At 64.4% G+C, this 13,728-nt stretch carries 8 protein-coding genes and 4 tRNA genes; all 12 read left to right on the forward strand.

The window, feature by feature from the left end:
• Window positions 1–80 precede the first annotated feature (80 nt).
• The 12 genes from QF040_RS04475 (at window position 81) to QF040_RS04530 (ending at window position 13,712) form a co-directional block, all read left to right on the forward strand.
• Window positions 81–1,925, forward strand: coding sequence for a potassium transporter Kup (locus tag QF040_RS04475; RefSeq protein ID WP_429614612.1), 1,845 nt, complete (start codon window positions 81–83; stop codon window positions 1,923–1,925).
• A gap of 115 nt (window positions 1,926–2,040) precedes the next feature.
• Window positions 2,041–3,231: an efflux RND transporter periplasmic adaptor subunit gene (locus QF040_RS04480; protein ID WP_429610007.1), complete on the forward strand. Its 1,191-nt coding sequence runs from the start codon at window positions 2,041–2,043 to the stop codon at window positions 3,229–3,231.
• Window positions 3,228–6,398: an efflux RND transporter permease subunit gene (locus QF040_RS04485; protein WP_429610008.1), complete on the forward strand. Its 3,171-nt coding sequence runs from the start codon at window positions 3,228–3,230 to the stop codon at window positions 6,396–6,398. Before QF040_RS04480 ends, QF040_RS04485 begins: the two co-directional genes overlap by 4 nt.
• A 209-nt stretch (window positions 6,399–6,607) precedes the next feature.
• A tRNA-Leu gene (locus tag QF040_RS04490) sits at window positions 6,608–6,694 on the forward strand.
• A gap of 26 nt (window positions 6,695–6,720) precedes the next feature.
• Window positions 6,721–8,040 carry a trigger factor gene (gene tig / locus QF040_RS04495; RefSeq protein WP_429610009.1) on the forward strand — a complete coding sequence of 440 codons (1,320 nt, stop codon included), beginning with the start codon at window positions 6,721–6,723 and terminating at the stop codon, window positions 8,038–8,040.
• A 114-nt stretch (window positions 8,041–8,154) separates the two neighbouring features.
• Window positions 8,155–8,763: an ATP-dependent Clp endopeptidase proteolytic subunit ClpP gene (gene clpP, locus QF040_RS04500; RefSeq protein WP_013541834.1), complete on the forward strand. Its 609-nt coding sequence runs from the start codon at window positions 8,155–8,157 to the stop codon at window positions 8,761–8,763.
• A 111-nt stretch (window positions 8,764–8,874) separates the two neighbouring features.
• A complete protein-coding gene (gene clpX, locus QF040_RS04505) occupies window positions 8,875–10,140 on the forward strand; it encodes an ATP-dependent Clp protease ATP-binding subunit ClpX (RefSeq protein WP_013541833.1) in 1,266 nt (421 codons plus the stop codon).
• Window positions 10,141–10,150: 10 nt separating this feature from the next.
• Window positions 10,151–12,592 (forward strand): endopeptidase La, encoded by a 2,442-nt coding sequence (gene lon, locus QF040_RS04510; protein ID WP_307507629.1) that lies wholly within the window; start codon window positions 10,151–10,153, stop codon window positions 12,590–12,592.
• A gap of 54 nt (window positions 12,593–12,646) precedes the next feature.
• Window positions 12,647–12,722, forward strand: a tRNA-Gly gene (locus QF040_RS04515).
• 63 nt (window positions 12,723–12,785) lie between these two features.
• Window positions 12,786–12,859, forward strand: a tRNA-Cys gene (locus QF040_RS04520).
• A 98-nt stretch (window positions 12,860–12,957) separates the two neighbouring features.
• A tRNA-Leu gene (locus QF040_RS04525) sits at window positions 12,958–13,049 on the forward strand.
• A gap of 21 nt (window positions 13,050–13,070) precedes the next feature.
• Window positions 13,071–13,712, forward strand: a complete 642-nt coding sequence (locus tag QF040_RS04530) for a DUF6806 family protein (RefSeq protein ID WP_429610011.1) — start codon at window positions 13,071–13,073, stop codon at window positions 13,710–13,712.
• Window positions 13,713–13,728: the final 16 nt, after the last annotated feature.

Genomic DNA, 13,728 nt, shown 5'->3' on the forward strand with positions numbered 1-13,728 from the left:
CCATGAACGCACCGGCTCCGGCCTCCACGGCCCAGATTCCAGCGCAAGGCGGAGCGGGGCATCCGGCGGGGCCCGGATTGATGATCGCCGCGCTCGGCGTCGTGTTCGGCGACATCGGCACCTCGCCGCTCTACGCCTTCAAGGAAACGATGAATCCCGAGCACGGCGTGCCGTTCACGCCCGATTCGGTATTGGGGCTGCTGTCGCTGATCTTCTGGGGCCTGATGTTCGTGGTGACGCTGAAGTACGTGGTGTTCGTGCTGCGCGCCGACCACGACGGCGAGGGCGGCATCCTTGCGCTGCAGGCGCTGGCGCGCAGCGCGGTCGCCGGGCCGAAGACCAAGCCCTGGGTGTGGAACGCGATCGGCCTTCTGGGTCTGGTGGGCGCGGCCATGTTCTATGGCGACAGCCTCATCACGCCGGCGATCTCGGTGCTCTCGGCCGTCGAGGGGCTGGAGGTGCAGGCGCCGGTGCTGCAGCGCGCGGTGATCCCGATCACGGTCGTCATCCTTGTCGCGCTCTTCATGGTGCAGAAGAAGGGCACGGGCGTGGTCGGCAAGATCTTCGGGCCGGTGATGCTGCTGTGGTTCCTCGTGCTGGCCGCGGCGGGCCTCTGGCAGGTGGTGCAGCAGCCGCAGGTGCTGGCGGCGCTCGATCCGCGGCGTGCGTTCGGCTTCCTGATCGAGCACCGGGCGCAGTCGCTCGCGGTGCTGGGCGCGGTGTTCCTGGCGTTCACGGGCGGCGAGGCGCTCTATGCGGACATGGGGCATTTCGGCGCCAAGCCGATCCGGCTCGCATGGATCTTCATCGCGCTGCCGGGGCTGGTGCTCAACTATTTCGGGCAGGGCGCGCTGGTGCTGGCGAATCCGGCGGCCATCGACAACCCGTTCTTCCGGCTCTTTCCCTCGTGGGGCGTGCTGCCGATGGTGGTGCTGGCGGCCATGGCCACGGTGATCGCCTCGCAGGCGGTGATCTCGGGTGCCTTCTCGCTCACCGCGCACGCGATGCGCATGGGCTACCTGCCGCGCATGCGGGTGGTGCAGACCTCGGGCTCGGCCATCGGGCAGATCTACGTGCCGGCGGTGAACTGGCTCTTGATGGTGGGCGTGCTGCTGCTGGTGCTGGGCTTCCGCAGCTCGGGCGCGTTGTCGGCGGCGTACGGCATCGCGGTGTCGATCACGATGGTGACGACCACGCTGCTTGCGGGCATCGTCGCCTGGGGCCTGTGGAAGTGGAACAAGGTGGCGGTGGTGGTGGCCGTGGCGGCCTTCGCGGTGGTCGACCTGACTTTCGTGATCGCCAACAGCCTCAAGGTGGCTGACGGCGGCTGGCTCACGCTGGCGGTGGCGGCGGTGGTGATGGTGCTCTTCACCACCTGGGCCAAGGGGCGGCGGCTCGGGCTGGAGGCCGCGGCCGCCGAAAGCCTGCCGCTGCGGCCCTTCATCGAATCGCTGGCGCGGCACATGCCGCACAGGGTGAGCGGCACCGCGGTGTTTCTGAACCCCGATGCCACGGCGGTTCCGCATGCGCTGCTGCACAACCTCAAGCACAACCAGGTGCTGCACGACCAGGTGATCTTGCTGCGCGTGCTGCCCTGCGACACGCCGCGCGTCGACGCCCGCATCCGCATCGAGGCGGAGCAGTTGATGGAGGGCATCTGGGTGGTCACCGCGCGCCACGGCTTCATGGAGCGGCCCGATGTGCCCGAGTTCATCCGCATCCTGGCCTACCAGAAGACGCTGGCGATCGATTCGATGAAGACTTCGTATTTCGTCTCGCGCGCCTCTGTGGGCGAGGAGAACCTGCCGGGCATGAACCCGGTGCGGCGTGCGCTGTTCGGCTGGCTGCAGCGCAATGCGGGGAGGGCGTCGGACTACTTCGAGCTGCCCGACAACCGGTTGGTGGAGATGGGGCAGCGGACCTGAGAGGCTGAAAGTACCAGTCAACTGACCCGCGGGTCATTGACAGTATTTAACGTTTACCCTAGATTACTAACCGGTGGGTCATTAAAGACCCGGTTTGTCCTTTCTTGGGTGTCTCATGACCGCCTCCGCCTTTTCCCCCCGTGTGCGCAGCGCCTTGTGGCTGCTGATTCCTTCCTTGTTCCTGGCCGGCTGCTCGCCGAAGCCGGCGGTCGAGGAGCCCGTGCGAGCGGTGAAGCTGGTGACCGTCGGCACCAGTGAATTCGATGCCCAGCCCGAGTTCTCGGCCGAGGTCCGCGCCCGCGTCGAATCGCGGCTCGGGTTCCGCGTGGCGGGCAAGATCACCAAGCGCCAGGCCGATCTCGGTCAGCATGTGCAGGCCGGGCAGGTGCTGGCGCAGCTCGATCCGCAGGACTACAGGTTGGCCGCCGACGCCGCCCGCGCCCAGCAGGCCGCGGCGCTGACCAACCGCGACCTTGCGGCCGCCGATCTGAAGCGCTATCGCGAATTGCGCGAGCAGAACTTCATCAGCGGCGCCGAACTGGAGCGCCGCGAAACCACCTGGAAGGCGGCCCAGGCGCAACTCGAGCAGGCACAGGCCCAGCTTGCCTCGCAAGGCAATCAAGCGAACTACACGACCCTCGTTGCCGACGTGGCGGGCGTCATCACCGCCATCGAGGCGGAACCGGGCCAGGTCGTGCAGGCCGGCACGCCGGTCGTTCGCATTGCCCAGGACGGCGCGCGCGACGTGGTGTTCGCGGTGCCGGAAGACCGCGCCCAGGCCATCAAGCCAGGCTCCGCGGTGACGGTGCGCGGCTGGTCGGGCGGCAATGAACTGCAGGGGCAGGTGCGTGAGGTCGCCGCCAGCGCCGACGCGGTCACCCGCACCTATTCGGTCAAGGTCGCGATCGACGCGGCCACCGCGCCGCCGCTTGGCGCCACGGTCTACGCCCGACCGCAGGCACTGGCCCAGACCAGCACCGCGGTGATGAAGCTGCCCACCAGCGCCCTGCGCCAGGAAGGCAAGGGGACCGCCGTCTGGGTGCTCGACAAATCGACGATGACGGTGCGCTCGCAACCCGTGCAGGTGGCCACCGCCGACGGCAACGAGGCGGTGATCGCCAGCGGCATCACGCCCGGAACGATGGTCGTGGCAGCGGGCGTGCATGTGCTCTCCCCGGGGCAGAAGGTCACCATCTACCAGTCCAAGGAGGCGGCGGCCGCCGCTGCCAATGGGAAGGATGTGGTGCAGGCCGTGGAGCCTGTCGCCGCCGGCAAGAAGGAGATCGCTGCAGGTGCCGCCAAATGACGGAAGGCGCAGCGACCTCCTCCGACAAGCACGCCGAAAAGCCTGCCGCCAAGCCCGCCGGCTTCAATCTCTCCAAATGGGCGCTCGACCATGCGCCGCTCACGCGCTACCTGATGGTGGTGCTGATGGTGCTGGGCGCGTTCGCGTACTTCCAGCTCGGCCAGGACGAGGATCCGCCGTTCACCTTCCGTGCGATGGTGGTGCGCACCTACTGGCCCGGAGCGACCGCGCAGCAGGTGGCCGAGCAGGTCACCGACAAGCTCGAGCGCACGCTGCAGGAGGCACCGTACGCCGACAAGATCCGCAGCTACTCGAAGCCGGGCGAGTCGCAGATCGTCTTCAACATCAAGGACTCCTCCAAGTCGGCCGACGTCGCCAACGTCTGGTACACGGTGCGAAAGAAGATCGGCGACATGCGCGCCACCCTGCCCGCGGGCGTGCAGGGGCCGTTCTTCAATGACGATTTCGGCGATGTCTATGGCGTGATCTACGCGCTGGAGAGCGAAGGCTTCAGCTATGCCGAACTCAAGACGCTCGCCGACGACGTGCGTCAGCAGCTGCTGCGGGTGAAGGACGTGGCCAAGGTCGACCAGTTCGGCGTGCAGGACGAGAAGGTCTACATCGAGATCTCGCAGAAGCGCCTCGCGCAGCTGGGCCTGGACTTCAACGCGGTGCTCTCGCAGCTGGGCTCGCAGAACGCGATCGAGAGCGCGGGCACCATCCAGTCGCCTCAGGATGTGGTGCAGGTGCGCGTGGCGGGCCAGTTCACCAGCGTCGACCAGCTGCGCGACATGCCCATTCGCGGCAGCTCCGGCAACCAGCTGAAGCTGGGCGACATCGCGGACATCCGCCGCGGCTACATCGATCCGCCGGCCGTCAAGGTGCACCACCAGGGCAAGGAAGTGATTGCGCTGGGCGTCTCCATGGCCAAGGGCGGCGACATCATCGCGCTCGGCAAGGCGCTGAAAGTGGCGACCGCGCAGATCGACCAGCGCCTGCCCATCGGCGTGAAGCTCGCGCAGGTGCAGGACCAGCCGGTGTCGGTGGCCAGTTCGGTGAACGAATTCGTCGGCGTGCTGATCGAGGCCGTGGCCATCGTGCTGGCCGTGAGCATCATCGCGCTCGGCCTGCACAAGGGCGGGCGCTTCGGCTGGTACATCGACATGCGGCCGGGGCTGGTGGTGGCGATCACCATTCCGCTGGTGCTGGCCGTGACCTTCCTCGCAATGGATTACTTCGGCATCGGGCTGCACAAGATATCGCTGGGGTCGCTGATCATCGCGCTCGGCCTCCTGGTGGACGACGCGATCATCGCGGTCGAGATGATGGTGCGGAAGATGGAGGAGGGCTACGACAAGGTCCGCGCCGCCACCTTCGCCTACGACGTGACGGCCAAGCCGATGCTCACGGGCACGCTCATCACCGCCGCTGGTTTCCTGCCGATCGGTCTGGCCAAGTCGGTGACCGGGGAATACACCTTCGCGATCTTCGCGGTGACGGTGATCGCGCTGGTGCTGTCGTGGATCGTGTCGGTGTACTTCGTGCCGTACCTGGGCACGCTGCTGCTGAAGGTGAAGCCGCACGATCCCGATGCGCCGCCGCACGAGCTCTTCGACTCGGCCTTCTACAACACCTTCCGCCGCACCGTGAACTGGTGCGTCGAGCACCGCTGGATGACCATCGGCGCGACCGTGCTGATCTTTGCGCTGGGCATCGTGGGCATGGGCAAGGTGCAGCAGCAGTTCTTTCCGGACTCGAGCCGGCCGGAGATCCTGGTCGACATCTGGTTCCCGGAAGGCACGTCGTTCGCGGCGAACGAGGAAGTGGCCAAGCGCGTGGAGCAGCGCTTCATGCAGGAAGCGGGCGTGAAGACCGTGAGTACCTGGATCGGTTCGGGCGTGCCGCGCTTCTACCTGCCGCTGGACCAGGTGTTCCCGCAGACCAACGTGTCGCAGCTCATCGTGCTGGCCAAGGACCTGAAGGTGCGCGAGACGCTGCGCCTGAAGCTGCCGCAGTTGCTGGCACAGGAATTCCCCGAGGTGCGTGGCCGCGTCAAGCTGCTGCCCAACGGGCCGCCGGTGGCCTATCCGGTGCAGTTCCGCGTGATCGGCACCGAGCCTGCGCAACTGCGCGCGCACGCCGACGAGGTGAAGGCGGTGCTGCGAGAGAACGCCAACATGCGCGGCGTGAACGACAACTGGAACGAGTCGGTGAAGGTGATTCGGCTAGAGATCGACCAGGCCAAGGCGCGCGCGCTCGGCGTGACCAGCCAGGCGATCGCGCAGGCTTCTAGGACCATGTTCAGCGGCACCACCGTGGGCCAGTACCGCGAGAACGACCTCCTGATCGACATCGTGCTGCGCCAGTCGCCCGACGAGCGTGAGGCCATCTCGGACATCGGCAATGCCTATATCCCGACGAGTTCGGGCCGCTCGATACCGCTCACGCAGATCGCCAGGCCGGTGTTCACCTGGGAGCCCGGCGTGATGTGGCGCGAGAACCGCGACTACGCGATCACCGTGCAGGGCGAGGTGGTCGAGGGCCTGCAGGGCGCGACCGTCACCGAGCAGCTGATGCCCAAATTGCGCGAGCTAGAAGCCGGCTGGCATGCGGCCGGGCAGGGCGCCTACCGCATCGAGGTGGCGGGCGCGGTCGAGGAAAGCAGCAAGGGCTCGGCCTCCATCGTGGCGGGCGTGCCGATCATGCTGTTCCTGGTGTTCACGCTGCTGATGCTGCAACTGCACAGCTTCAGCCGCTCGCTGCTGGTGTTCATCACCGGGCCGATGGGCATTGCGGGCGTGGCCGGTGCGCTGCTGCTGCTGAACCGGCCGTTCGGTTTCGTGGCACTGCTGGGCGTGATCGCGCTCATGGGCATGATCCAGCGCAACGCAGTGATCCTGATCGACCAGATCGAGAGCGACCGGAGTGCCGGCGTGCCGGCCTGGGACGCGATCGTCGAGTCGGCGGTGCGGCGACTGCGCCCCATCGTGCTGACGGCGGCGGCTGCTGTGCTGGCAATGATTCCGCTCTCGCGCAGCGTGTTCTGGGGGCCAATGGCCGTGGCCATCATGGGCGGGCTGATCGTGGCGACGGTATTGACCCTGCTGGCACTGCCGGCAATGTATGCCGCCGCATTCCGTGTCAAGCGGGAGCCAAAAGCGGGGTAGCGGACGCCGCCGGGCCGCCCCAAGGTGGTCCGCGCCTCCTCCTCGGGAGGTGGCGAATTACACGAAGTGAATAGCCGGGAGGCCCCCATTCTTGCGCTTAAAATGCGCGGTTGACCGATTTCAGGCGGACGGTCTTTGGGCAGGCGGGTACCCCGGTATCCGCTGCACCAGGGCCGTCCGCTTTTGCATTCACCTGAAAAATGGCAATAGCGCGGGTGGCGAAATTGGTAGACGCACCAGGTTTAGGTCCTGACGTTCGCAAGAACGTGCCGGTTCGAGTCCGGCCCCGCGCACCAGCCACACCCCTCACAAGGAAGACACCATGACCGTGAACGTTGAAACTCTCGAGAAGCTCGAACGCAAGATCACGCTGACCCTGCCGGTCGGCACCATCCAGAACGAAGTCGATTCGCGCCTCAAGAAGCTCGCGCGCACCGTCAAGATGGACGGCTTTCGCCCAGGCAAGGTGCCGATGAACGTCGTGGCCCAGCGCTATGGTTACTCGGTGCACTACGAAGTCATGAACGACAAGGTCGGCGAAGCCTTCTCGCAAGCGGCCAACGAAGCCAAGCTGCGCGTGGCCGGCCAGCCCCGCATCACCGAGAAGGAAGAGTCGCCCGAAGGCGAGCTGGCCTTCGACGCGGTGTTCGAAGTGTTCCCCGAAGTCAAGATCAACGACCTGTCCGGCGCTGAAGTCGAGAAGCTCTCGGCCGAAGTGGGCGACGACGCGATCGACAAGACGCTCGACATCCTGCGCAAGCAACGCCGCACCTTCGCCCAGCGCGCCCAAGACGCCGTCGCGCAAGACGACGACCGCGTGACCGTCGACTTCGAAGGCAAGATCGACGGCGAGCCCTTCCAGGGCGGCAAGGCCGAAGACTTCCAGTTCGTGGTCGGCGAAGGCCAGATGCTCAAGGAATTCGAAGACGCGGTGCGCGGCATGAAGTCCGGCGACAGCCGCACCTTCCCGCTGTCGTTCCCGGCCGATTACCACGGCAAGGACGTGGCCGGCAAGCAAGCCGACTTCATGGTCACCCTGAAGAAGATCGAAGCCTCGCACCTGCCCGAAGTCAACGAACAGCTCGCCAAGTCGCTCGGCATCGCCGAAGCCACGGTCGAGGGCCTGCGCGCCGACATCAAGCGCAACCTCGAGCGTGAAGTGAAGTTCCGCCTCTTGGCCCGCAACAAGAACGCCGTGATGGACGCGCTGGTTGCCAACGCCGAACTCGACCTGCCGAACGCCAGTGTGCAGTCCGAAGTCAGCCGCATGATCGAAGGCGCCCGCGCCGAACTCAAGCAGCGCGGCATCAAGGACGCCGACAAGGCGCCGATTCCCGAGGAAGTGTTCCGCCCGCAAGCCGAGCGCCGCGTGCGCCTGGGCCTCGTGGTCGCCGAACTGGTGCGTGCCAACAACCTGCAGGCCAAGCCCGAGCAGATCAAGGCCCACATCGACGAGCTGGCCGCCAGCTACGAAAAGCCGGCCGACGTGGTGCGCTGGTACTTCAGCGACAACAACCGCCTGGCGGAAGTCGAAGCCGTCGTCATCGAGAACAACGTGACCGATTTCGTGCTCGCCAAGGCCAAGGTCAATGAAAAGTCGGTGTCGTTCGACGAACTGATGGCGCAGCAGCAACAAGGCTGATCCCGTCGCTGACCGCAACGCCAATGGGGCTTGTGCTTTGCGGCACGAGCCCCATTTCACTCAGGCGTACAGTTCATACACAGCGAACGATTCCACTTCCCGGAGAGCTAATTCATGATCGCAAACGAAATTCAAGGCCTCGGCATGGTTCCGATGGTCGTCGAGCAGTCGGGCCGCGGCGAACGGTCCTATGACATCTATTCGCGCCTCCTGAAGGAGCGCATCGTGTTCCTGGTGGGCGAGGTCAACGACCAGACCGCCAACCTCGTGGTGGCCCAGCTGCTGTTCCTGGAGAGCGAGAACCCGGAGAAGGACATTTCCTTCTACATCAACTCCCCGGGCGGCAGCGTGAGCGCCGGCATGGCGATCTACGACACCATGCAGTTCATCAAGCCCGACGTGTCGACCATGTGCCTGGGCTTCGCGGCCAGCATGGGCGCCTTCCTGCTGGCGGCCGGCGAGAAGGGCAAGCGTTTCTCGCTGCCCAATTCGAAGGTCATGATCCACCAGGTGCTCGGCGGCGCACGCGGCCAGGCGACCGACATCGAGATCCATGCGCGCGACATCCTGCGCACCAAGGACCAGATGAACCGCATTCTGGCCGAGCGCACCGGCCAGCCGCTGGAAAAGGTCAAGACCGACACCGAGCGCGACTATTTCCTCACGGCCGATGAGGCCAAGGACTATGGTCTGGTCGACCAGGTCGTTGCCAAGCGCGGTTAAAACTGCCCGGCGCCCTGTGGCGCAAAAGGCAAAAAACGGCGTTTTCCACACGGGAAACGCCGTTTTTGTTTAGTTATCATTGTCCATACCCCTGTAACGAGGCATCTGTCCATGGCCGAAAAAAAAGGCTCCTCCAGCGAAAAAACGCTTTATTGCTCGTTCTGCGGCAAGAGCCAGCATGAGGTCAAGAAGCTGATCGCGGGCCCTTCGGTCTTCATCTGCGACGAGTGCATCGATCTCTGCAACGAAATCATCCGCGACGAGCTGCCGGCTGGTGAAGAAGCGCGCGAAGCGCGCAGCGACCTGCCCACGCCGCTGGAGATCAAGACCAACCTCGACAACTACGTGATCGGCCAGGAGCCGGCCAAGCGCATGTTGTCGGTGGCGGTCTACAACCACTACAAGCGCCTGCGCCACAAGGAAAAGGCCAAGGGCGACGACGTCGAGCTCAGCAAGAGCAACATCCTCTTGATCGGCCCCACAGGCTCGGGCAAGACGCTGCTCGCGCAAACGCTCGCGCGCATGCTCGACGTGCCTTTTGTAATGGCCGACGCCACCACGCTGACCGAAGCCGGCTACGTAGGCGAAGACGTCGAGAACATCATCCAGAAGCTGCTGCAGAGCTGCAACTACGAAGTCGAGCGTGCCCAGCGCGGCATCGTCTACATCGACGAAATCGACAAGATCTCGCGCAAGTCCGACAACCCCTCGATCACGCGCGACGTGTCGGGCGAGGGCGTGCAGCAGGCTTTGTTGAAGCTCATCGAAGGCACCATGGCCAGCGTGCCGCCCCAAGGTGGGCGCAAGCACCCGAACCAGGACTTCTTGCAGATCGACACGACCAACATCCTGTTCATCTGCGGCGGCGCCTTCGCGGGCCTGGAGAAAGTCATCGAAAACCGCACCGAGGCCTCGGGTATCGGCTTTGGCGCGACGGTCAAGAGCAAGGCGCAGCGCAGCATCACCGAGGTGTTCCGCGAAGTCGAACCCGAAGACCTGATCAAGTTCGGCCTGATCCCCGAGCTCGTGGGCCGCATGCCCGTGGTCGCATCGCTCGCGGAACTCTCCGAGGACGCGCTGGTCCAGATCCTGACCGAGCCAAAGAACGCGGTGGTCAAGCAATTCACCAAGCTCCTTCAAATGGAAGGCGTGGACCTGGAGATTCGCCCGGCGGCGCTCAAGGCGATTGCACGCAAGGCGCTGGCCCGCAAGACCGGTGCGCGCGGGCTGCGCTCGATCCTTGAACAGTCGCTGATCGACACCATGTTCGAATTGCCGAACGCGACCAATGTCGACAAGGTGGTGGTTGAGGAATCGACCATCGACGAAAACAAGCCACCGCTGCTCGTCTACCGCGAAGCAGCGAAGAAGGCGTAAAGGATTTCGCATGTCTGGTCATACCCCCCTGCCTCCCGAAGCACTCGACCTGCCGCTGCTGCCGCTGCGCGACGTCGTGGTGTTTCCCCACATGGTGATCCCGCTCTTTGTGGGTCGCCCCAAGAGCATCAAGGCGCTCGAACTGGCCATGGAGGCCGAGCGCCGCATCATGCTGGTGGCCCAGAAGGCTGCTGCCAAGGATGAGCCCTCCGTCGAGGACATGTTCGAGGTCGGCTGCGTCTCGACCATTCTGCAGATGCTCAAGCTGCCCGACGGCACGGTGAAGGTGCTTGTCGAAGGCCAGCAGCGCGCACGCGTGAACCGCATCGATGACGGCGAAACGCACTTCACTGCCAACGTGACGCCCGTCGAGGCGCTCGAAGGCGGCGAGAAGGGCACCGAGGTCGAGGCCCTGCGCCGTGCCGTGATGCAGCAGTTCGACCAGTACGTCAAGCTGAACAAGAAGATCCCGCCCGAGATCCTGACCTCGATCTCGAGCATCGACGATGCCGGCCGCCTGGCCGACACCATCGCCGCGCACCTGCCGCTCAAGCTCGACAACAAGCAGGCCGTGCTCGACCTGGACGACGTCAAGGCGCGCCTGGAGAACCTGTTCGGTCAGCTCGAGCGCGAGGTCGACATCCTCAACGTCGACAAGAAGATCCGCGGCCGCGTGAAGCGCCAGATGGAGAAGAACCAGCGCGACTTCTATCTCAACGAGCAGGTCAAGGCCATCCAGAAGGAGCTCGGCGAAGGCGAAGAGGGCGCGGACATCGAGGAGATCGAGAAGAAGATCAAGCTCGCCAAGATGTCCAAGGAGGGCCTCAAGAAGGCCGAAGGCGAACTCAAGAAGCTCAAGCTGATGTCGCCCATGTCGGCCGAGGCCACCGTGGTGCGCAACTACATCGACGTGCTCATCGGCCTGCCGTGGAGCAAGAAGACCAAGATCAAGCACGACCTTGCGAATGCCGAGGCCGTGCTCAATGCCGACCATTACGGCCTCGAGAAGGTCAAGGACCGCATCCTTGAATATCTCGCGGTTCAACAACGCGTCGACAAGGTGAAGGCACCCATCCTGTGCCTCGTGGGCCCACCGGGCGTCGGCAAGACCTCGCTGGGGCAGTCGATCGCCAAGGCGACCGGCCGCAAGTACACGCGCATGGCGCTGGGCGGCATGCGTGACGAAGCCGAAATCCGCGGCCATCGCCGCACCTACATCGGCGCGCTGCCGGGCAAGGTGCTGCAGGGGCTGAGCAAGATCGGCACGCGCAATCCGCTGTTCCTGCTCGACGAAATCGACAAGCTGGGCACCGACTTCCGCGGCGACCCGTCGAGCGCGCTGCTCGAAGTGCTCGACCCCGAACAGAACCACACCTTCGGCGACCACTACGTGGAAGTCGACTTCGACCTGAGCGACGTGATGTTCGTCGCCACCTCGAATTCGATGAACATCCCGCCGGCGCTGCTGGACCGCATGGAAGTCATCCGCCTCTCGGGCTACACCGAGGACGAGAAGACCAACATCGCGATCAAGTACCTGCTGCCCAAGCAGATGAAGAACAACGGCGTGAAGGACGAGGAGCTTGCGGTCACCGAAGAGGCCGTGCGCGACATCGTGCGCTACTACACGCGTGAAGCTGGCGTGCGTTCGCTGGAACGTGAGCTCTCGAAGATCTGCCGCAAGGTGGTGAAGGGCCTGCTGCTGAAGCAGCTCACGCCGAAGGTGACGGTCGATGGATCGAACCTCAACGAGTTCCTCGGCGTGCGCAAGTACAGCTTCGGCTTGGCCGAAAAGCAGAACCAGGTCGGCCAGGTGGTGGGTCTCGCGTGGACCGAAGTCGGCGGCGATCTGCTGACGATCGAGGCGGTCACCATGCCCGGCAAGGGCGTGATCAGCCGCACGGGTTCGCTGGGTGACGTGATGAAGGAATCGGTGGAGGCTGCACGCACGGTGGTGCGCAGCCGATCGCGCCGCCTCGGCATCAAGGACGAGATGTTCGAGAAGCGCGACATCCATATCCACGTGCCCGATGGCGCGACGCCCAAGGACGGCCCGAGCGCGGGCGCGGCGATGACGACGGCCTTCGTGTCGGCGCTCACGGGCATTCCCGTGCGCAGCGACGTTGCGATGACCGGCGAAATCACGCTGCGCGGCGAGGTCACGGCCATCGGCGGACTGAAGGAAAAGCTGCTGGCCGCATTGCGCGGTGGCATCAAGACCGTGCTGATCCCCGAAGAGAACGCCAAGGACCTGCAGGACATTCCCGAGAACGTGAAGAACGGTCTCGAGATCGTGCCCGTGAAATGGATCGACAAGGTCCTGGAGATCGCGCTCGAGAAGATGCCGGAGCCGCTGTCCGACGAAGAGGTGGCTGCTTCGGCTGCCGCTGTGGCCGAGTTGGCCAAGCAGCGTGCGGGCACCCCGGCCGCCGAGGGTTCGATCAAACATTGAAGGCGTGAATTTGCCAGGCCTCGAAAAACTGGTATATAATTCGAGGCTCGAAACGCGGGAATAGCTCAGTTGGTAGAGCGCAACCTTGCCAAGGTTGAGGTCGAGAGTTCGAGACTCTTTTCCCGCTCCAGTTTTGAAAAAGGGAAGCAAATGCTTCCCTTTTTTTCGCAAGTTCGAATTCGTTTTTCTGCGTGGCGCGATAGCAAAGCGGTTATGCAACGGATTGCAAATCCGTCTAGCCCGGTTCGACTCCGGGTCGCGCCTCCACCTTCTCGTTAGACACGATTCGATCAGACAAACAAGCCCCGCCAACCATCGTTGCCGGGGCTTGTTTCGTTTGGGTTATCGTCGATGTCCAACCTGACGCCCGGATGGTGAAATTGGTAGACACATCGGACTTAAAATCCGCCGCTTCCTTGATCGGGGCATACGGGTTCGACCCCCGTTCCGGGTACCAAACTTAAAAAAGGAGCATTCGATGCCTCGCTACAACGCTCCATTTGAGATCCATGTGCATGGCGACGTGTCATTGCGTTCGGACGTGAGCTTCGAGCAGATCCAGGAAGCGCTCAAGCCGCTCTGGAAATATGCAGGCGCCAAGTCGCTGGCCGACGGCGCCACCAGCACCTACGAAGAAGAACCCGGCATCCGCTTCGAGCAGAAGGACCACACGCTGCAGATCTGCTGGACCGTCCCCGGTGACGAAGACTTCCGCCAGGCACTCGACGAGATGTGCATGGGCCTGAACGAACTCTCGGACCGCGGCGCTGCGATCGAAGTCACCTTCTACGACACCGACTTCGACGAGGAAGAAGGCGACCCCGACGAAGAATCCCGCGACGATTTCCTGATGCTGTTCGTCGGTCCCAACCCGGCCGCGATCATGCAGGTGCAACGCGACCTGCTGGTGGAAGACGTCGTCAACCTCATGGAGCGCCATTTCGACGGCGCCGAACTGGGTGGCGTGGTCTCCGAGATCGATCGCCTCTTCAGCGACCGTTTCGATGCGCTCGTGAACTCGCTCGAAATCGGCAAGCGTCCGCGCGGCACGGGTGGTCCGGGCAGCGGCGGAAGCGGCGGTGGCCACGGCGGCGGTCGCCGTCCGCGCCACCTGCACTAACAACCCGCAACCACTC

The sequence above is a fragment of the Variovorax sp. W2I14 genome (assembly GCF_050435205.1).
Taxonomy (GTDB): Bacteria; Pseudomonadota; Gammaproteobacteria; order Burkholderiales; family Burkholderiaceae_C; genus Variovorax; species Variovorax paradoxus_C.